Source organism: Priestia sp. KCTC 13724, from assembly GCF_056820425.1.
In genome coordinates, this window is sequence record NZ_JBXDLD010000045.1 from 51931 (window position 1) to 71283 (window position 19353).

A 19353-nucleotide genomic window follows, 5' to 3' on the forward strand; every position below is an offset into this window, starting at 1 on the left:
TAATTTATGTAAAAGGAGAGTTGCTACGATGAAGAAAAAAATACTTATGGGCCTGGGCTCAGCTGTGTTTGCACTTACAACATTAGGAGCTTGTAATACACAAGACCCGCCACCAGAAGAAGAACAAATGGAAGAGCAAGAGCAAGAGATGCAAGACGAAAATGATATGAACAACATGGATGATAACCAAAATCCAAACGATGATGAAAACAACGAGAATGACCAAGAAGACCCAGTAGAAGATATGGAGGATATGGAAGATAAAGATCGTAAAGATGAATAGAATGAGTGTAAACAAACATGTCAGCGCACGTTGTCATGTTTGTTTTTTGTTTGAAAGCGTATATAGGTACCGAAATAAAGGGGTGATGATATTTAATAGCTCTTTTTGAGGTCCTTCTGGCAAAGCGTGCAGCTTTTGTAAAGCCTTTTTTAAATCAGGGTATTTTTGAAAGAGTATAAGTAGAGTGTGAACATCGCTGTCGTACACATGATAAGTAGCAGGTGAAGAGTTGAGTTTATGAGGTTGTTTAAGGTGAGGTGTAGATTCCAAAAACTCATCGAGATTGATTTTGAAATGACTTTTAAGCAAAAGGCAGTCTGCTATATCGGGGTATTGAATGGAAGTTTCCCATTTTGAAACTTTGGAGCGAGAAATATTCAGTAATTTTGCAAACTGGTCTTGAGTCAAACCTGCATTAGCACGAAGCATCTTAATCTTAACAGCAATTTCTAACATAAGTACCACTTCTTTCTTCATATAGATTATGTTCGGAATTAGGTCTAAAGGCATGAAAAACGGGTAATATTCGAACTTAATTAAAAAAATACAATAAAATTACAGAAAATTCAAGATAATATTCGTGTATTTTTAAATTAAATGAAATAAGATAGAAATTTATGAAGGAAAAAGCGGTGAAAAAAAATAAAGAAAAACTGATAAGAAAAAAAGTGAAGAAAAAGTTGTTGAATCATGGTAAAAAATGTATTAGTATACATAATATAAACGAGAAAGGAGTAGAGAAATGACGAAATATTACTTGAAACGTAATCAAATTAATCATCGCAAAAGAAAGAGCGGCCGGACAAATGATTTACCTTTATTTCTGGGCAAGCGAGAGTTTAAGCCTATTAACCCTTTACCCTCCAACCATAACCTTCACCGTATGACTCAACACCCTTTTAAATAATACAAACTTTTTATTCTTCACGTATTTTTTATATTTTCTTTTTCATCAGCAGGAAGAGGTTTTGTACTTCGGTTTTTATTATGAAGCTGATATTTAAATTGTGTTAATAAATCAGAGCCTGTTAAACCTTGTTCGATAAGGTTAGCCAGAATCATTTCAGCAAAGTGTAGTTTTCTTTCAACTAATGTACCTTTCATTAATACGCTTATTTGCTTATCGTTAATTGCTTTTACTGAAACCACTTGAACAGAAAACAAAGCGGGGTCATTGGTTGGTTTTGAGATAAGCGCTTCAATTTGTACAGGTTGGTGATCTTTTAGTGGAAGCTCAAATAAATTTGTAAATTGCTGGTCAATGACAGCTTCGAGAATCCAATGGTTGTCTGTGTCTTCTTTATTAATAATTAACCCTTTGTTTAATTCTAAGTTATGTTTTTCTCCTTCATGATCAATTAGTTGTAGGCCGACTAATCGAAATGTTTTCATGCGAAAGTTTCCTCCTTTAACAAATATGTTATTCGTATATCACTATTATAACATGAGATATAAGAATATTCTTATTATTCAACCTTTTGGTTGTGTAGAAATCGAAGAAAGAGGTGGTCAATTGATTAATGAAGTAGTGCTAGTAGGGCGTTTGACACGAGTTCCTGAACTGAAATATACATCCGAAGGAATTCCTTTTTCCCATATTACAGTAGCTGTGAACAGAAACTTTCGTAACCAGGAAGGAGAAGTGGAAGCTGATTTTGTATCAATTACGTTATGGAGAAAAAATGCTGAAAACATGACGAAATACTGCGATAAGGGATCGATTATAGGAGTCGTAGGACGTGTGCAAACGCGTACGTTTGAAAACAATTTGCAGCAGCGTGTTTATGTGACAGATATTATCGCAGAATACGTTCGGTTTTTAAGCGGTAAGCCTTCCTCACCTGAAAATCAGCCATGATGCTTTTCGGTAATATACGCTAAGAGTAATTGTTTCATCATCTCTTTTACCTTAGATCAGAAAAATTTACTTTCCTCTCTTTATTATAATCCCCACTTTACCATTGAACTCCCATCAATGGTTCTTTTTTGTGAAAAACCCCCTCTAGCTGCATATAACAGATAGAGGGGGTTTGACTTTTATTTTGAGAAACGCTTCGATCCTAGATAACGCTTGCTCCAATAGCTATTATCTAAGCTCGAAATAGTTACTCCTGTTGAAGAACCAGCATGAATGAACTGGCGATTTCCTAAGTAAATTCCTAAATGTGAAGGTCCCGGCGCATATGTAGTAAAGAACACCAAATCTCCAGGCTGTGGCTGACTCACAGACTTTGAAGCATTCCAAAAGCCCATTGTTGTATAGCGAGGCATTGACACTTGTTGTTTCATTACATAGTAAATAAATCCACTGCAGTCAAAGCCAGATGGTGTTGTACCACCCCATTTATAAGGAACACCCATATATTTTTTCGCATCAGTAATCATTTTAGAAATGTTTAGCTGTCCATTAGTTGGCGTTGTAGTTGGAGGAGTTCCAGCATTTGGTGTAGATGGTGCTGCCCCAGATGTAGTTACTTTTAAGACCTGATTTACATAAATAATATCAGATTTTAAGTTATTTGCTGTTTTAAGAGCAGAGACGCTCATCTTAAACTGAGCTGCAATCTTAGAAAGCGTGTCACCTTGCTGAACTTTGTATGTACCATTTGTTGAAACCGTAGGTGTTTGTGGCTTCGTCACTTCCGGTTTAGGGTTGGAAGGTGTAGCTTGTCCACTCACCTTTAATTTTTGGTTGACATAAATAATGTTTGATGAAAGTGAGTTCAAACGTTTTAAATCTGAAACACTCATTTTAAATTTAGCTGCAATTTTATAAAGCGTATCCCCACTTTGTACTGTGTAAGTAGAAGCAGTGTTTGGCGTAGCAGGTGTTGGCTTTGCTGTGTCAACAGGCTTCACAGGCGATGCACTAGACGAAATCACGAGTGTTTGTCCTACATGAATAACATCTGATTTTAGGTTGTTTTGAGTCTTTAAGTTTTGTAAACTTGTTTGATATTTAGTAGCTATCGACCACAAAGTATCCCCTGTCTTTACCTGAATAGAAGTAGAAGCAGCGTCAGCAGATGTGTGGAAGAGTGCAATTCCTCCTAATATTGTTCCTAGAGACAGGACGATTTGCTTTTTTTTCACCAATAGGTCCCCCTTAATATATGAATCTTTTAGACTATTTTCGACTTGCTTTTATCATAATCTAAAAAAAAAGAAGAAGTAAAGGGTATTTTGTCACGCAAAACACCTTTTTTTCTTCTTCAAGCCTTGAATTTAATACGGAGATAGCTTTTTCTTTATTTATTATTAATTGTATTGAAGCAATTCTTGGAGTTCTTGCTGTGACAATTCTGTGATCCACTTGTCGTTTTGAACCAACTGTTCACTTAGCGCGTATTTTTTCGTCATCATATCATCAATTTTTTCTTCAATTGTCCCTAAGGAAAGGAGCTTATGGATATGGACAAATTTTTGTTGGCCAATTCGATATACGCGATCCGTCGCTTGATTTTCGACTGCTGGGTTCCACCAACGGTCAAAGTGAATAACATGATTTGCAGCCGTTAGGTTCAAACCAACTCCACCTGACCGCAATGATAGGATGAAAATGGAATGTTGCCCAGATTGAAAGGATGCTACCATGTCGTCACGCTCTGCTTTTGATAAGCCACCGTGTAAAAATAATACGTCTTCTTTTAAAGCTCTTTTCAAGATGCGTTTTAGCATGTTACCTGTTTCAAGGTATTGAGTAAATATTAAGCAGCTTTCGTTTTGTAGTTTAATTTGCTTCAGTAGCTCAACTGTCTTTTCAAGCTTAGGTGATCGAGTAATCGTTTGTTTATTAATGGGCTCTTTTAGCAACAAAGCAGGGTGGTTACAAAGTAGTTTGAGCTTTGTTAGAAGTTGAAGCACTTGACCGCTTCGCTCAATCCCTTTTTGTTCTTTAAGGCTGTTAAGAGTCGAATGAACAAGCTCTTCGTACAGCACTTTTTGTTCAGCTGTCAACTCAATATGCACTTTCTCTTCTTGTTTATCAGGTAGGTCTAAAGCAATTTTTTTATCTAATTTAGTACGCCTTAATAAAATGGGAGAAAGCAGTGCTTTTAGCTGCTCTGCTTTTTTTAGATTTTGTTCTTTTTCAATTGGAATAACAAACTCTTTCTTGAACCTGTCTAAGCTATCTAAATAACCAGGGTTCAGGAAGTCAACAATAGACCACAGCTCTGTTAATCGATTTTCAATTGGTGTACCTGTCAGAGCGAATCGATGAGTTGTATTCAGTTTCTTAACTGCTTTTGCTTGTTTGGTATGAGGGTTTTTAATATGTTGAGCTTCGTCTAAACATATCGTATCCCACGCTCTCGTTTGAAAAAGCTCAGGTTCTTGAGCAACCAGTTGATAAGTTGTAATGATTAGATCATAAGCACTTGCTTCATCTGGGCTTGTTGTATCTTCTACCGATAGTCGATTTCTACCATAGTGAGTATACACTTTTAGATAAGGTGCAAATTTATCGAGTTCTTTCTCCCAATTCCCAATCAGTGCGGTTGGACAAATAAGTAAAAATGGTTTTTGTGCAGAGCTTAGTTCATTTGCCTTTGTAAAATAACTAATTAATTGAATCGTCTTACCAAGCCCCATGTCGTCTGCTAGTAAGCCGCCTAGTCCTATTTTACGCAGGTGTAATAGCCAGTTTAATCCTACCTGCTGATACTGGCGCAGTCTTCCGTTAAATGCAGAAGAAAGCCTTATAGATGGAAGCGTGTGAGCTTGTTTTAATTGACTTACAATTGATTGAGAGTATGAATTTAAATGATATTCAATAGAAACGTTATTGCAATCACTATCAAATGAAAATGGCTGGTTTAGGTGAGCGCGTAATACTTGATATATACTAACGCCTCGCTGCTGCGCTTCTTTTAACAGTTTTTTCGCTTTCTTGATGAGCATACTGTCTACATGTATCCATTGCCCATCTAATTTTAGCAGCTGTTTTTTCTTTTTAATTAGCTCGTTTAGTTCTTTTTCCGTTAACGTATGTGAATCGATGGAAACAGACCATTTAAAGTTTGTTAGAGCTTCAATGCCAAATGCGGAAGTTTGATTATCTTCATGGACAGCTTGCACTTGAATTTGGCCTTTTTTAATTTCTTTCCACCAGCTAGGTAGCTGCATATGTACACCTTTTTGAAGTAATTCATTGCTTTCCTTGGTTAAAAAGCTCCATAGCTCTTCATCAGATAACGTAGGTAACTTTCTTGATAAAGCATTTCGTAAAGTAGGTGATAAGTGCTTAATTCGTTGAACCTCATATAAAATTGTTTTTCCATTTTTATATTCATGGATCATTTCATCTCGAATAAGAAAAGGGTCTTGATCGCTATCTGTCGGAATTGCTACTAGCTGAATTTCCCAAACAGAACCTTCAGATAATGGCTCTTCAAATCGTACGGATACGGTATAGTCACTTTGAGGATAAGGGATATTAGCTTCCTCGAGCAGCTGGTAAGTATGATTGAGAAAGAGAAATTCAAGCACGTTTTTTTCCCAAGTTGAATCGTTATTTTCTAATAAAGATTGTTTTAATGTATCGACTGTTAGTAGATTCTCTTTTAGCTTTAAAGCTTTATCAAGGTATTCCCGCGCTTCTTTTGAAAACGATGGCTTTAATAAGTGTCCTTTTTCAATGGACAAAAAGAATGTGAAACCATCCCATGCTGACAATAAAATACCACTCTTGCTGTCCAGCTCAAAAGGAGATAGAGTTGTACCGTAATAAGAAGAAGAATGCCATAAAAACAATGAATTTTTCCATTTAGTTGGCTGTAGGAGCTTTTGGTTTCTGTCGGTGCAGTATACAAACAGCTTATCTTCGTATTCGTCAATATAGAGCGTTAGTTCAAATAAATCAAACATCAGCATGAAGCCCTCTTTCTTTTAGTAGCTTTTGAAATAAGGATAGTGATTTTGTTTCACCATGTAAATAGTGCATATAACGATGAAACAGCTCTTCTTTACTTGTTTTTATGTAAATTTCTTTTAGCTTTAGTAAATAATCGCATGCAAGTGCGTAGCTCGTTTTTTTACGTTCTAAAATAAAGTGACGAATAATTTGATGTAGGATTGGAATCGCATAATCTGCACGCTGTTGAATAACATATTCAGCTATTTCGCTTGCTTGTTCGGCGTCATCAAAGTCTAACAGTACTTGAAGCTCCATCCATTCTTTTAAATGCCCCTTGTTATGTAGGTACTGGCTATATTCAATAAAGCTATACGGTAGTAACAGCTGAAGGCACTTGATATAAGGGCCCTCCTCTTTAATGAGCAGTGCATATTGTTTAAACAGGTTAACTAAGATTGAAACCATGTTTCGACTTCCTTGATAAGTAGACGGAACGGTTCGTACGTATTCACCCATCATAGCTGAAAGGTAGTTTATCCATATTGATAAGCGCTTTGTATCTTTTTGAGAAAGAAGCTCCTTTATCCACGATATAAAGTAAGGAAGCTTTGCTAAATCATCTGGCTTTAGAGCAGAAATCGCTTCTTCATCTTTCTTTTTTAAAAATAATAAATAGCTGCGTGCGATTGCTGTATGAACAGAGGTAACAGATTCAAGAGCCCTTAATTCTTTTCCAATCCATTCTTCATCATTTAATACATTTGCCCATATCACTTCATATAACTTTATCAGCTCATATTGTAATGAGTCACTTTCATCTAATAATAAGCGAATAAACGGTAAGCTACTTTCAATAAGGGTCTTCGTAGTAGGAGGAATGGAACTTAGCACCTTGATTTTAGCTAATTCACTTACTTTATTGGTTAGTTTATAAAGGTGGACATATAAAAAGGATTCTTTCGTATTAGCTGAGAGCTGAATGTGCTTTAGCTCATTATTAAATTGTAAGATAGCATATAGACCGCCATATAAAAGAAAAAGATTTCGTAAGGTCGGTTCAGCTGGAGCTATTTTTGGTAATGATATAAAAAATTCATCGTATAGATTTTGAAAAATAGACAGGTTCTTGGTGGATTGTGCTTGCGAAAATTGCTCGTATGCTGTATCAAGTTGATCGATCCACGCTTTAAAAGAATAGTGGTTAGAAAGAGAAGACCGCTTTTTTTGCTGGATAAATAAGTTTTTTGCCTCTGCGCTTCTCCATTCTTCAAATAGCGTTGTTAGCGGCTCATATTGGGCATAGAGAAAGAAAACCAAAGCAAATTGATGTTGGCAAAAATCAGCGTCATTGCATGTACACGAGCTGTTGAGTAAGTTATTTTTATCAATTGTTGTGGCAAATCCATCTACGCGGTTAGAGATGGTCTCTGCGTCTTGCTTTAGGTCATCGATTGAAATCTGTCTATATAATTGGAGCCCATCAGCAGCTTTTGCTTTATAAATTGAATTGTTGTAGGGAAGAGTAGAAATAAAATTTGATTTTAATTTATAAATAAATTCGGTCATTTGACTCATCCTTTCAAAATGGAAGCGATGTAGAATTTCGTGACAGTTATAATAAGGTTATTATAAAATACATTTATATGAATTGTAACAACCATGGATTTAATGGGAGGTAAATGAAATGACAGTACGTAAAGCAATCATACCAGCTGCGGGATTAGGAACACGATTTTTACCTGCAACGAAAGCGCAACCAAAAGAAATGTTACCGATTGTTGATAAGCCAACGATTCAATATATCATTGAAGAAGCAGTAGCTTCTGGTATTGAAGATATTTTAATTATTAGCGGTCGCGGCAAACGTGCAATTGAAGATCACTTTGATAAATCATATGAGCTAGAAGAAACGTTAGCGGCTAAAGAAAAATGGGATATGCTTAAAGAAATCCAAGAGATTTCAAGCCTAGCCAATATTCATTACATTCGCCAAAAGGAACCAAAGGGGTTAGGGCACGCGATTAACTGTGCAAGAAGCTTTATAGGTAATGAACCTTTTGCTGTTTTACTGGGTGATGATATTGTACAATCAGACAAGCCTTGCTTAAAGCAGCTTATGGATGTTTATGAAGAGCACCAGTGTACGGTAGTAGGTGTGCAGGAAGTGCCTCGTCAAGAAACGAATAAATATGGAATTATTGGGATTGAAGAGTCAATACAGGACGATGTATTTGAAGTGAATACGTTAGTAGAAAAGCCAAATCCGGCTGATGCACCTTCTACGTACGCAATTATGGGAAGATACATTTTAACACCTGAAATCTTTGATATTTTAAGTCAAGAAAAAATTGGTGCTGGCGGAGAAGTACAGTTGACAGATGCGATTTTACAACTAAACGAATCTCAACGTGTACTAGCTCACTATTTCCAAGGTAACCGCTATGATGTAGGAGATAAGTTTGGCTTTATTAAGGCTACAGTGGACTTTGGTTTACAAAGAGATGAGCTGAAAGAAAAACTAATGGACTACTTTCAAACAATTGTAAAAGATAAATAATTATAGTAGAAGAACTAGCGCACTGCAACTAGTGCGTTAGTTCTTTTGGTTTAGAAAAAAACTGAAAAAGATAAATCGTTTGTTCGGTGATGAACAAAACAAAACTGATGCATAATATAAATAAGAAGACAATTTGAATGGTGTTTTTATATAAAAGCTATCATGATGCAACAATTTTCGATATAATATCATGTAGGTTTCATTTATAAAGTATGTCATATAAAGGAGATTTTCTGTAATGGCAAAAAAATTATGTGTAGTTGGCTTAGGGTATATTGGTTTACCGACAGCCGTTATGTTTGCAAATCATGGTTTACAAGTTCACGGCGTTGACGTAAACGAGCATGCAGTCAACTTAATTAAAAATAAACAGCTTCATATAGAAGAGAATGGACTACAAGAGCGCTTAGAAGAAGCAGTCGATAAAGGTCTATTCACAGTTAGTACAACACCTGAAGAAGCGGATGTATTCATTATTGCAGTGCCTTCGCCAATTAATAATGATAAAACAGCTAATTTAAACTATGTAAGAGAAGCAACAAAGTCAATCGTTCCTTATGTTCGTAAAGGGAATCTTGTTATTTTAGAATCAACGGTTCCTCCTCGTACAGTGGAGGACGTGATGCTACCCGTTTTAAAAGAAACAGGACTAGCGTTTGGAACAGAATTATTCGTGTCTCATTCACCTGAGCGCGTTATTCCAGGTAAAGTATTTGAAGAACTGGTAAATAACGATCGTATTGTGGGTGGAATTAACGAAGAATCAAGTCGTTTAACAGTAGAATTATATAAAGTATTCGTAAAAGGAAATATTCACGTAACGGATGCTACAACGGCTGAAATGGTCAAGGTTATCGAAAACACGTACCGTGATGTGAACATTGCTTTCGCAAATGAGTTAGCTAAAATTAGTGAAAAGCTCGGTGTCAATGTTTGGGAAGCGATTAAGTTAGCGAACTATCATCCACGTGTAAATATTCATTTACCAGGGCCGGGTGTAGGAGGACACTGTATCGCAGTTGATCCATGGTTCTTAACAGAGCTACAGCCTGAGCTGGCGAAAATTATCTCTCTTTCTCGTCAAACAAATGATTCAATGCCAGAATACACGGCGCTAAAAGCAAAAAGTATTCTTGATGCAAAAGGCATTCAGCACGGTCGCGTTGCGGTATTAGGTCTAGCGTTTAAAGGAAACATTGATGATATGCGTGAAAGTCCATCAACGGATGTATTAGCACATTTAGATAAGCTAAATGTTGATTACACAGCGTTCGATCCACATATTAAAGAAAATAAAATTGAAAAGCAAACACAGGACTTAGAAGAAGCTGTAACTCATGCAGACCTAATCTTAATCCTAACAGACCACAACGAATTTAAAGAAATGCTTCCATCTGCAGTTGAAGACAAAATGCGTACCAAAGCTATCTTTGATACAAAAAATTGTATTCAACGTGATGCATGGAAAAAAGCAGGATTTGACGTTGTGTTATTAGGTGATTCTAAAGTTTCTACGATATAAGTATAATAAGGGTAATGATAATGAAAGACGGGCTGTAGCCTGTCTTTCATTACGAACGAACACAAAATTTTAGTATCTTTAAATAGGTGATTTGATGAAAGAAAATATCTTAGGTGTAGATGTATGTCACGACACGTATGATGAATTAGCAGCAAAGCTAATGGAAGATATTAATCAACGGAACACTTCGTTTATTGTAGCCATTAATCCAGAAAAAATTATGAAAGCTCAAGAAGACGAGGAGCTACGTACGTTGTTAAATAAAGCAACATACCAAATTCCAGACGGTATCGGTGTTATTTTGGCTTCTAAGCTTCGTAAAGGCAAAATACGCGAGCGTGTAACGGGAATTGATATGATGATGAAGCTTTGTGAAACAGCTACTGTAGAAGGGAAGCGAATCTTCTTGTATGGTGCCAAGCCAGGCATAGCCAGAGAGGCGAAAGTCAAGTTAGAAGAGAAGTTTCCTGGTATTCAAATTGTTGGCGTGCTTGATGGATATGAAAAAGACAAGCAGGTAATTGAAACAACTATTAATGAATCAAAAGCAGATATCGTTTTTGTTGCATTAGGAAGTCCAGCTCAAGAAAACTGGATTCTAGCGAACAAAGATCATCTATACCCCTCAGTGTACCAAGGAGTAGGAGGATCGTTTGATGTGATTTCTGGTCGTTTAAACCGTGCTCCAGAAGTTTTTCAACGATTTGGGTTAGAATGGTTGTATCGTTTAATAAAAGAGCCATGGCGTTTGAAAAGACAACTAGCACTACCAAAGTTCTTACTTAAAGCGCTAAAAGGATAACAAAAAGGAGAGCTCCCTGCAACGGGAGGCTCTCCTTTTTGTTACGCTTCTTTTTTATCTTTGATTTCTTCTGTTAACTGATCTAAGCTGTGACGAACGTTTCCTTTGCCAGAAAAGTTTTCAATCAGTTCTTTAACATCTAAACCGGATGAAGCTTTTAACGATTCCTGTAAAGTAGACATTAGGTTGGTAGCATAGCCAGTTACTTTATTGGCGCCTCCACTTTCACCCGAGCTACCTGTATCGACAACTGTAATCTTATCAATATTAGATAAAGGTGCAGCAACTTGCTTCGCATATTCTGGAAGCATTTTGATAATCATATCCAAGATAGCTGCTTGACCGAACTGTTCAAATGCTTCTGCTACTTTTTGTTTTGCTTCCGCTTCTGCAAGACCTTTTAAGCGAATGATTTCAGCTTCTGATTCACCCTGAGCACGCTCAGCATCGGCTTTTGCAAGACCATCAACACGAACGCGTTCTGCTTCTGCTTTAGCCATTGTTTCAACACGATACTTATTTGCATCCGCTTCTGCAAGCTGTTTGGCTTTTTCAGCAGCAGCAGCCTGCTCAACTGCGTAGCGGTCCGCGTCGGCTTTCTTTTTAACTTCAGAATCGTATTGGCGTTCACGACGAAGAATTTCTTTTTCTTCTAATTCAATTTGTTTTTGACGCTCAATAATACGAATTTGCATTTCATGTTCTGTTACTTCTTGTTTTGCACGAGCTGTTTCTAAGTCGTATGCTTGGTCAGCACGAGCTTTTGCAATATCTTGTTCACGGCGGTATTCAGCCGTTTTTAATTGGTTCGCTTTTTCCGCTTCCGCAATTTCGGTATTTCTCTCTAGCTCAGCTTTTTGAGCATCCTTATGTGCTTCTGCGCGCTTGATTCTCGTTTCTTTTTCAGCCTCGGCAGTAGCGATATCAGCATCACGTTTTACCTGAGCAATACGAGGCTTACCAAGCGACTCTAAGTATCCGTTTTTATCACGTACATCTTTGATTGTAAACGAGACGATAATAAGCCCCATTTTCGCTAAGTCTTGAGACGCAACGCGCTGTACTTCTTGTGAAAATTTCTCGCGGTTTTTATAAATTTCTTCTACAGTCATTGATCCCAAAATCGAGCGTAAATGTCCTTCAAGCACTTCACGCGCTTCCGTTTCACGATCTTCTTTGGCTTTACCTAAGAACTGTTCAGCTGCTGTAGCAATTTCTGATATAGAACCGCCTATTTTAATAATAGATACACCATCGGCCATCACGGGTACACCTTGTTCTGTATATACTTCAGGTGTTGATACTTCTAATTTACTTGATAATAAGCTTAATGGTTCAGCTTGTTGAAATACGGGTAATACAAATGTACCTCCGCCTCGCACAATTTTAATTTTGTTTCCAGATTCGTCAACGTGAACATTCTTTGATCCTAAATAGCTACCTGTGACAATCAGTGCTTCATCAGGACCTGCAGTACGATATTTGGTAATAAATACTCCAATCAATACAATTAATAAAAAGACAACGATTCCAGCAATAATAAAAATGGACATAAATATCCTCCTCTTGATTATGAATTTGGTAGTGTGTAGTTGGTCGGTTCGTAAGTAACAACAACCGCATTTCCGTTTTTGATTTCAACAATCAATACTTTGGTACCTGACAAAATTTCTTGATTTTTTAAGCTAATGGCTGGCTTTGAAATAGTGCCACTTACGTCTTTAACAACAACTTCACCGTATCCATCAATGGGAATAGGAATGATGAGTTCGCCAATTCGACCTTGAAGAGATGACTCTGTAAAAGCAATTGATTCTTCAGCAGATGATAAAGGAATAAGAACAAAGATATTGAGTAGTGTTACAAGTAATAGGGCAATAATTGCAGAGACAATCAGATTTAAAATACTGGAAAATAGCTGTAGTTGTTCCAAGATATAGCCGCTTGCACTGAAGATTGTAAAAAAGGAAAAAATGAGCGTAGGATTTAATCCAGGGATACCTTCAAATAATGCATCCAGTACGTCACCGAATAGAATGTATAAAAAGGTAAGTGTACCAAAACCAATTAGTGTGTAAAGATAAATTGTCTGAATAGGCACCGAGAGCAGTTCCAATTTGAAAACCTCCCTTCATTTGATTCTTATAAAAGGTAATACGATCAGAAAATGGAAAAGTTTCATTTTTTATAAAAATAATAATATTTTTTCATCTTTTATCTTTAGATGCTGCAGTAAATAAGCAGTTGATTAATTCATCCATTCGAATGTTCGTATATTTGCAAAGACTGTTAAATACAATAGGTAGGGTGTTGGTTAGTAAGAGAAAGATAGAAGAAAAACATAATTAGATGTGTATTAAATGATAGATACATAGAGAGAGTTAGTTTAAGGTTTATGAAGACAAATTCTTATTTAAGTAGTAAAATCAATATGGTATAATCCAGTTTAGGAGAAAACTAGTCAAAAAATTTTGTCCAATAGCTCGCTCATATGTAATATTATCCAAATCTAAATAACAGTAACATTTACTGCGATTTTGGTTAACATAAACCTGAGGAGGGTCTACATGTTATATTTGACCTTGTTTATTTGTTTTATTTCGTCTATTTTAGTCACTCCGCTTGTTAAAAAATTAGCATTTAAAATAGGTGCAACAGATAAGCCAAATCAACGAAAAGTTCATCAAAAAATTATGCCTCGTCTTGGAGGATTAGCAATATTTATTAGTTTTTTAATCGGTTATTTTCTTTTACAACCAACTAGCCCTTACGCTTTAGCAATTATCATCGGAAGTTTCATTATCATTATTACGGGTGTGTTAGATGATATGATGGAGCTTTCAGCAAAAATTAAGCTAAGCGGTCAATTGCTTGCAGCGTTAATCGTGGTGGTATATGGCGGTGTACAAGTTCAGTATATCAACCTTCCTTTTAATGGTAGTCTTGAACTTGGCGTTTTGAGTATTCCTCTTACAATTATTTGGATTGTGGGGATCACAAATGCCATCAACTTAATTGACGGATTAGATGGTCTTGCAGCAGGAGTTTCCTCAATTGTATTAATTACAATTTCAGGAATGGCCATTATGATGAACGACGTGTTCGTAACGAGTATGGGCTTTATCCTGTTAGGAAGTACGCTTGGGTTCTTGCTTTATAATTTTCATCCAGCCAAAATCTTTATGGGAGATACAGGAGCACTTTTCTTAGGGTACATGATTTCGGTTTTATCTCTGTTAGGATTTAAAAATGTTACGTTAATTTCATTAATCGTTCCGGTTATTATCCTCGGTGTACCAATTTCAGATACGTTCTTTGCAATTATTCGCCGTATCGTTAAAAATCAGCCGCTTTCGGCTCCTGACAAGTCGCATCTGCATCACTGCCTGTTGCGCTTAGGATACAGCCATCGCCAAACGGTGCTAATTATTTACGGTATGAGTGCGATTTTTGGTTTAGCAGCCGTTATCTTTTCTCAGGTACAAACCATGTGGGGTTCGTTCCTAGTTCTCGCCATTTTAATTTTTGCAATTGAAATCATTGTGGAGAAAATTGGTCTGGTAGATAAAACATATCGACCACTACTCAATATGTTTCAAGCGCTACGATATAAATAAAAAAGCCTGTCGGCTCTGACAGGCTTTTTCTACTCCGTGCTTTCTTTGTCTAGACCTAAATGTTCGTGTAGCGTATCGCTTACTTCTTGAACGGCTATATCATCCAATTCATAATAATAAACGCCGTTAATTGTATCATCTGTCCCAGCAAGATTTAATGTTTCAATATCAATATTCTTCGAAGCGTAATCATAGAACGAAAGCATTTCGCCAAACATTAAGTTTGTTTTCATGTTGTCACCAACAGCTTCGATTAAGTTACCATACTTTGTCATAGAGCCAATTGACGATGCTTCCTTAGCGATGGCTTGCATAAGCTGCTGCTGTCGCTTACCTCGTTCAATGTCACTATCTTGTTTTCTTGTCCGTGCAATTGCTAGTGCTTCTTCACCGTTTAAGTGTTGTTTACCAGCTTTTAGTACAATGCCTTCATGATGATCACTAGAATCTTTTTCTTTTAAGTCGTAAGGTACATCAAATTCGATGCCTCCTAAAGAGTTAACAATCTCAGTGAAAGCTTGGAAATTAAGCTTTACATAGTAGTCTACGGGAACATCGAATAGCTCTTCAACCGTTTCGACCGTGGCTTTCGGTCCACCGTATGCATGAGCATGCGTAATTTTATCTTTTTTGCTGACTTCTGGAATATATACGCGAGAGTCACGAGGGATACTCACAAGCTTCACCGTTTTCTCTTTTTCGTTTAGCGTCGCTAAAATTAGTGCATCTGTACGAGCCGATTTCCCGAAATTTCGCGATTCGCTGTCATCAACACCCATAAATAAAATGGAGATGTTATCTTTCTTAGGATCGATTTTTCGATCGCGCATCGGTGAAGAGTCACGATCTCCTAAGCTTTGAAATGAATCAGATGCAACGCTTTTTGCTTTAGCGAACAAATAAGAGCCGTACGCCGTAGCGGATAATCCAATGATTAAGATTGGCAGAAGAAAAAAAGAAAGCAATCTTCTTTTCCGCTTTTTTCGATTTACTCGTTTTTCAAAACGCCTATGCTGAGCCATATACGTTCTCCTTTAGTTTAGTAAGTTTTTACATATTTTTATTGTTTGTTATTGGAATTCAAATTAAACGGAATGCGTTCAATATTACCTTATATTTTAGTGAGGAAAAGAACGACGCACTGTGGCATCAGTGCGCTGTCTTTTATTTTACAATGTTTTTAATTCACAGTAAATAATTCATTATATCTCTTCTTCTAAATAGGTCACTTCGCCTGCTGAAATGTCTGCTTGGCCGTTTGTAAGTTCCGTCATCCAAGCTGTAAACGCATCTTTTTGACTCTCTTCCACAAACGTATCCACGATTACGTTATCTGCATAATGAATTTCTTTCAAGACGTAAGGTGAATTGCGTAATTCATTTTCCAGCTTGCCAAGCCACGTATAATCAACTTTTGTATGCATGATTTGCATAAGTGTACGCTTTACGATACCAATGTTTGTGAGCCCTTCAGATACTGAGTTGCTATATGCACGAACGAGTCCGCCAGCCCCAAGCTTAATACCGCCGAAATAACGCGTTACTACCACAACAGTATCCTTTAGTTCTTTTCGCTTCAGCACTTCAAGCATTGGTACACCGGCAGTACCGCTAGGTTCACCATCATCATTGGCTTTTTGAAACTGATCGCGCTCTCCAATTAAATAAGCAGAACAGTTGTGGTTTGCGCTCCAATGTTCTTTCTTTATCTTTTGAATAAAGTCCTGTGCTTCTTTTTCTGTTGTTGCACGCTTTGCATGACAGATAAAGCGTGATTTTTGAATCACAATTTCATGTGCACCAGACTGTTTTACAGTATAATATTGAGGTAACAATGTAATAAAATGCCTCCTGTTTATATGATTTTATGTGTTTATTTTAAAAAAGTGGGTAATAGGTAATTAAAATTAAGAATAAAAGCAATTTTTTCTTATCTCACTTATTATAAAGCTTCAAAACGGATACATCAATTTGGAGCCTTGAATTGTTACAGTGTTGTAAAGTATTTATCAATGATAATGGACAAGCTAACTAAACCAAAAGTTTTAAAAAAATAATCACATAAATGTTACGAATGACATGTAATTGTTAAACGAAACAGGATGTTTGTCCCTGTTAATGGTGAGATAGAAATGGTAGTCTTTTGGAGTAGAGTGTATATCATGCATGAGAAAAGTAGTGAGCAAAGATGTACACCAAAAGAACTTATCCTATTCTAATATAAGAAAAACAAGAAGGTATCTCATATGTTTTTCTATAGCCATGCTGTCTCTATAGATGCTGTCTTAATCATGTAAACTGGAGCAGATCCAGATTTCCTCGCAATTCAAGTAAGTCGTACGAGAAAGCGTAATAACGTATTGGCATTTCTTCGAATGTGAGTGTAAGCTTGAGGTGAATAAATGTCAAAACATAAATTAACAAGTAAAATGTTAGATGAAATATTAGACAAAATCATTGGCACAGTTGGAAATAGTAAAGATGAAGTATATCGCTTATCTGAAAGTGCACGACAGGAATACGAAGAGATAAAAGAAGAATTAGAAGGCTTAAAAGCCAAAGTTTTGCAGGTTATTGAGCAAGGAGATCGCCTAGAGGCTCAGGCGCGTTTAGCACGAAAGCGCTTAGCTGAGGTAAGCAAGCATTTTCAAATTTATTCTGAGCCAGAGGTAAAAGATGCCTACGAAAAAGCTCATGAATTACAGACAAAACTTTTAATGAATCAGCAGTCAGAACATCAGCTTAGAAGCAGGCGAGATGAACTTGAACGTCGATTGATATCGTTGGAAGAAACCATCAAGCGAGCAGATCATCTGGTGGGGCAGATTTCAGTGGTGTTAAACTATTTAACCAGCGATTTGAAGCAGGTTGGAGAAATTGTCGAAGATGCTATTCAAAAAGAATATTTTGGTTTTCGGATTATTGAAGCGCAAGAGGAAGAGCGTAAAAGGTTATCTCGTGAAATTCATGATGGTCCAGCGCAAATGCTAGCTAACGTGATGATGAGGTCGGAATTAATTGAACGTATTTACCGAGAGCGCAGTGCTCAGGAAGCGATGGATGAAATTCGAGATTTGCGCAAAATGGTGCGTTCAGCACTCTATGAAGTGCGAAGAATTATTTACGACTTAAGACCAATGGCATTGGATGATTTAGGATTAATTCCAACGCTTCGAAAATATTTAGATACAATTGAAGACTATAATGACGGTAAACCACGCATTACCTTCATTTCGATTGGACAAGAAAAACGTACTGCGTCAAAGCTGGAAGTAGCGCTATTTCGACTTGTACAAGAAGCTGTTACGAATGCCTTAAAGCATGCGGATGCCTCGGAAGTTCAAGTGAAAATTGAGTTTAATAATGAACAAGCAGTTTTACTTATAAAAGATGATGGCTGTGGCTTTGATCAAAATCAAAAAAAAGAAAACTCATTTGGTTTAATTGGAATGAGAGAAAGAGTAGATTTGTTGGGTGGAAGCATTTCTGTTCATTCAAAATTAAACCAAGGTACGCTTGTTATGATTAAAGTACCGATTCTAAATAAATAATAAGAATACAATAACATCGAATTAATATAGTAAAAACTATTCATTGTTGGATTTGGGGAGGAACCAGATATGCAAACACGAATTGTCATCATTGATGACCATCAATTATTCCGTGAAGGAGTAAAACGTATTTTAGATTTTGAAAAAGATTTTGAAGTAGTAGCAGAAGGTGACGATGGTAACGAAGCGATTGGTCTTGTTGAAGAACATCAGCCTGACGTTGTAATCATGGATATCAACATGCCAGCTGTAAATGGTGTCGAAGCAACAAAGCAGCTAGTAGAGATGAACCCAGATACGAAAGTTATCATCTTATCGATTCATGATGATGAAACATATGTGACTCATGCACTTCAAACAGGAGCACGAGGCTACTTGTTAAAAGAAATGGATGCAGATGCATTAATTGAAGCTGTTAAAGTAGTAGCAGAGGGTGGATCTTACTTACATCCGAAGGTAACGCATAGCCTAGTAAAAGAATACCGTCGACTTGCAGCTCAAGGTCAATCATCTTCATATCCACATGAGCCAATTGAGATTCGCCGCCCGCTTCACTTACTAACTCGTCGTGAGTGTGAAGTATTGCAACTTTTAGCTGATGGAAAGAGTAACCGTGGAATTGGTGAAGCTCTATATATTAGTGAAAAAACAGTTAAAAACCACGTAAGTAATATTTTACAAAAGATGAACGTAAACGACCGTACGCAAGCAGTTGTTGTAGCAATTAAAAACGGCTGGGTAGAGGTACGATAACAAAGAAAGCTCCGCATACATGGGACTGACCCCTGTTTTTGAGACAGGAATCAAAACACCTTTTAAACAACTCGTTTTCTGTATTGTACAGGAGACTGGTTGTTTAATTTTGTTTGAATACGGGCATGGTTATAATACGTAATATAGCTTTTGACGGTTTGCTCTATGATGGTAGTCGTAGTGTATGTCAACTCGTCAAGGTAGAACGTTTCAGACTTTAGTGAGGAATGAAACGATTCAATTGAGGCATTATCTGCAGGCGTCCCTTTTCGGGACATACTCATGATAATGCCTTTCTCTTTAATTGTTTGTTGATAAGCATACGATGTGTACACAGAGCCTTGATCACTATGCAACGTGCACCCTTCCGGTAGAGAAGGGAGTTGGTTAAGCGTGTCTAAAACAAACGCG

17 protein-coding genes and 1 pseudogene are annotated in these 19353 nt (G+C 36.8%); 8 read left to right on the top strand and 10 right to left on the bottom strand.

Translation table 11 applies throughout. From position 1 onward, the window contains the following. The first annotated feature begins 28 nt into the window (after nt 1-28). Entirely contained in the window at nt 29-283 is a 255-nt protein-coding gene (locus tag AC1UFB_RS06855) for a hypothetical protein (RefSeq protein WP_025908773.1), read from the top strand. Nucleotides 284-316: 33 nt separating this feature from the next. Here AC1UFB_RS06855 and AC1UFB_RS06860 read toward each other — a convergent pair whose 3' ends face one another. Both AC1UFB_RS06860 and AC1UFB_RS06865 read right to left on the bottom strand, forming a co-directional pair. Continuing rightward, a complete protein-coding gene (locus AC1UFB_RS06860) occupies nt 317-739 on the bottom strand; it encodes a helix-turn-helix domain-containing protein (RefSeq protein WP_198511858.1) in 423 nt (140 codons plus the stop codon). A gap of 468 nt (nt 740-1207) precedes the next feature. Further along, complete coding sequence (locus tag AC1UFB_RS06865; protein ID WP_025908775.1) at nt 1208-1675, bottom strand: YwpF family protein; 468 nt, start codon at nt 1673-1675, stop codon at nt 1208-1210. Between the two features lie 121 nt (nt 1676-1796). Here AC1UFB_RS06865 and ssb point away from each other — a divergent pair, with 121 nt between their 5' ends. Further along, nucleotides 1797-2141: a single-stranded DNA-binding protein gene (gene ssb / locus AC1UFB_RS06870; protein ID WP_025908776.1), complete on the top strand. Its 345-nt coding sequence runs from the start codon at nt 1797-1799 to the stop codon at nt 2139-2141. Between the two features lie 179 nt (nt 2142-2320). Here the strand turns inward: ssb and AC1UFB_RS06875 are convergent, their stop codons facing one another. From AC1UFB_RS06875 to AC1UFB_RS06885, 3 genes are all read right to left on the bottom strand, one after another. After that, the gene (locus AC1UFB_RS06875) at nt 2321-3376 is read right to left on the bottom strand and encodes a C40 family peptidase (protein ID WP_482588848.1); all 1056 of its coding nucleotides are present in this window, start codon (nt 3374-3376) and stop codon (nt 2321-2323) included. A gap of 165 nt (nt 3377-3541) precedes the next feature. Then, a complete protein-coding gene (locus AC1UFB_RS06880; RefSeq protein ID WP_482588850.1) occupies nt 3542-6157 on the bottom strand; it encodes a DEAD/DEAH box helicase in 2616 nt (871 codons plus the stop codon). Further along, nucleotides 6144-7706 carry a hypothetical protein gene (locus AC1UFB_RS06885; RefSeq protein WP_482588852.1) on the bottom strand — a complete coding sequence of 521 codons (1563 nt, stop codon included), beginning with the start codon at nt 7704-7706 and terminating at the stop codon, nt 6144-6146. Before AC1UFB_RS06885 ends, AC1UFB_RS06880 begins: the two co-directional genes overlap by 14 nt. A 118-nt stretch (nt 7707-7824) precedes the next feature. Between AC1UFB_RS06885 and galU the strand changes: the two genes are divergently transcribed. The 3 genes from galU to AC1UFB_RS06900 all read left to right on the top strand — a co-directional run bounded on the left by galU (nt 7825) and on the right by AC1UFB_RS06900 (nt 11021). Then, nucleotides 7825-8697: a UTP--glucose-1-phosphate uridylyltransferase GalU gene (gene galU / locus AC1UFB_RS06890; protein WP_025908780.1), complete on the top strand. Its 873-nt coding sequence runs from the start codon at nt 7825-7827 to the stop codon at nt 8695-8697. A gap of 238 nt (nt 8698-8935) precedes the next feature. After that, entirely contained in the window at nt 8936-10219 is a 1284-nt protein-coding gene (locus AC1UFB_RS06895) for a nucleotide sugar dehydrogenase (RefSeq protein ID WP_100346581.1), read from the top strand. Between the two features lie 94 nt (nt 10220-10313). Next, complete coding sequence (locus tag AC1UFB_RS06900; RefSeq protein ID WP_025908782.1) at nt 10314-11021, top strand: WecB/TagA/CpsF family glycosyltransferase; 708 nt, start codon at nt 10314-10316, stop codon at nt 11019-11021. Between the two features lie 41 nt (nt 11022-11062). Here AC1UFB_RS06900 and AC1UFB_RS06905 read toward each other — a convergent pair whose 3' ends face one another. Together AC1UFB_RS06905 and AC1UFB_RS06910 are read right to left on the bottom strand one after the other, a co-directional pair. Further along, a complete protein-coding gene (locus AC1UFB_RS06905; RefSeq protein WP_261392440.1) occupies nt 11063-12574 on the bottom strand; it encodes a flotillin family protein in 1512 nt (503 codons plus the stop codon). A gap of 17 nt (nt 12575-12591) precedes the next feature. Then, nucleotides 12592-13137, bottom strand: coding sequence for an NfeD family membrane protein (locus AC1UFB_RS06910; RefSeq protein WP_025908784.1), 546 nt, complete (start codon nt 13135-13137; stop codon nt 12592-12594). 451 nt (nt 13138-13588) lie between these two features. Between AC1UFB_RS06910 and AC1UFB_RS06915 the strand changes: the two genes are divergently transcribed. After that, on the top strand, nt 13589-14638 hold the full coding sequence (locus AC1UFB_RS06915; RefSeq protein WP_025908785.1) for a glycosyltransferase family 4 protein: 1050 nt from the start codon (nt 13589-13591) through the stop codon (nt 14636-14638). A gap of 29 nt (nt 14639-14667) precedes the next feature. On the opposite strand, the gene AC1UFB_RS06920 is transcribed toward AC1UFB_RS06915, so the two are convergent. Together AC1UFB_RS06920 and AC1UFB_RS06925 are read right to left on the bottom strand one after the other, a co-directional pair. Next, a complete protein-coding gene (locus tag AC1UFB_RS06920; RefSeq protein WP_100346582.1) occupies nt 14668-15660 on the bottom strand; it encodes an LCP family protein in 993 nt (330 codons plus the stop codon). Nucleotides 15661-15840: 180 nt separating this feature from the next. Continuing rightward, nucleotides 15841-16473: a YigZ family protein gene (locus tag AC1UFB_RS06925; protein ID WP_025908787.1), complete on the bottom strand. Its 633-nt coding sequence runs from the start codon at nt 16471-16473 to the stop codon at nt 15841-15843. A gap of 567 nt (nt 16474-17040) precedes the next feature. Here AC1UFB_RS06925 and AC1UFB_RS06930 point away from each other — a divergent pair. Beyond that, nucleotides 17041-18189, top strand: coding sequence for a sensor histidine kinase (locus AC1UFB_RS06930; RefSeq protein WP_100346583.1), 1149 nt, complete (start codon nt 17041-17043; stop codon nt 18187-18189). A 69-nt stretch (nt 18190-18258) separates the two neighbouring features. Next, complete coding sequence (locus AC1UFB_RS06935; protein ID WP_025908789.1) at nt 18259-18942, top strand: response regulator; 684 nt, start codon at nt 18259-18261, stop codon at nt 18940-18942. Nucleotides 18943-19004: 62 nt separating this feature from the next. Here AC1UFB_RS06935 and AC1UFB_RS06940 read toward each other — a convergent pair. Beyond that, nucleotides 19005-19349: pseudogene (locus AC1UFB_RS06940) on the bottom strand (transposase); the annotation flags it as partial. Nucleotides 19350-19353: the final 4 nt, after the last annotated feature.

Coding starts and splice junctions, on each gene's coding strand:
- AC1UFB_RS06855 (WP_025908773.1), top strand. CDS start 29: ATGAAGAAAAAAATACTTATGGGCCTGGGCTCAGCTGTGTTTGCACTT.
- AC1UFB_RS06920 (WP_100346582.1), bottom strand. CDS start 15,660: ATGGCTCAGCATAGGCGTTTTGAAAAACGAGTAAATCGAAAAAAGCGG.
- galU (WP_025908780.1), top strand. CDS start 7,825: ATGACAGTACGTAAAGCAATCATACCAGCTGCGGGATTAGGAACACGA.
- AC1UFB_RS06895 (WP_100346581.1), top strand. CDS start 8,936: ATGGCAAAAAAATTATGTGTAGTTGGCTTAGGGTATATTGGTTTACCG.
- AC1UFB_RS06860 (WP_198511858.1), bottom strand. CDS start 739: ATGTTAGAAATTGCTGTTAAGATTAAGATGCTTCGTGCTAATGCAGGT.
- AC1UFB_RS06935 (WP_025908789.1), top strand. CDS start 18,259: ATGCAAACACGAATTGTCATCATTGATGACCATCAATTATTCCGTGAA.
- AC1UFB_RS06915 (WP_025908785.1), top strand. CDS start 13,589: ATGTTATATTTGACCTTGTTTATTTGTTTTATTTCGTCTATTTTAGTC.
- AC1UFB_RS06900 (WP_025908782.1), top strand. CDS start 10,314: ATGAAAGAAAATATCTTAGGTGTAGATGTATGTCACGACACGTATGAT.
- AC1UFB_RS06880 (WP_482588850.1), bottom strand. CDS start 6,157: ATGCTGATGTTTGATTTATTTGAACTAACGCTCTATATTGACGAATAC.
- AC1UFB_RS06905 (WP_261392440.1), bottom strand. CDS start 12,574: ATGTCCATTTTTATTATTGCTGGAATCGTTGTCTTTTTATTAATTGTA.
- AC1UFB_RS06885 (WP_482588852.1), bottom strand. CDS start 7,706: ATGACCGAATTTATTTATAAATTAAAATCAAATTTTATTTCTACTCTT.
- AC1UFB_RS06930 (WP_100346583.1), top strand. CDS start 17,041: ATGTCAAAACATAAATTAACAAGTAAAATGTTAGATGAAATATTAGAC.
- AC1UFB_RS06865 (WP_025908775.1), bottom strand. CDS start 1,675: ATGAAAACATTTCGATTAGTCGGCCTACAACTAATTGATCATGAAGGA.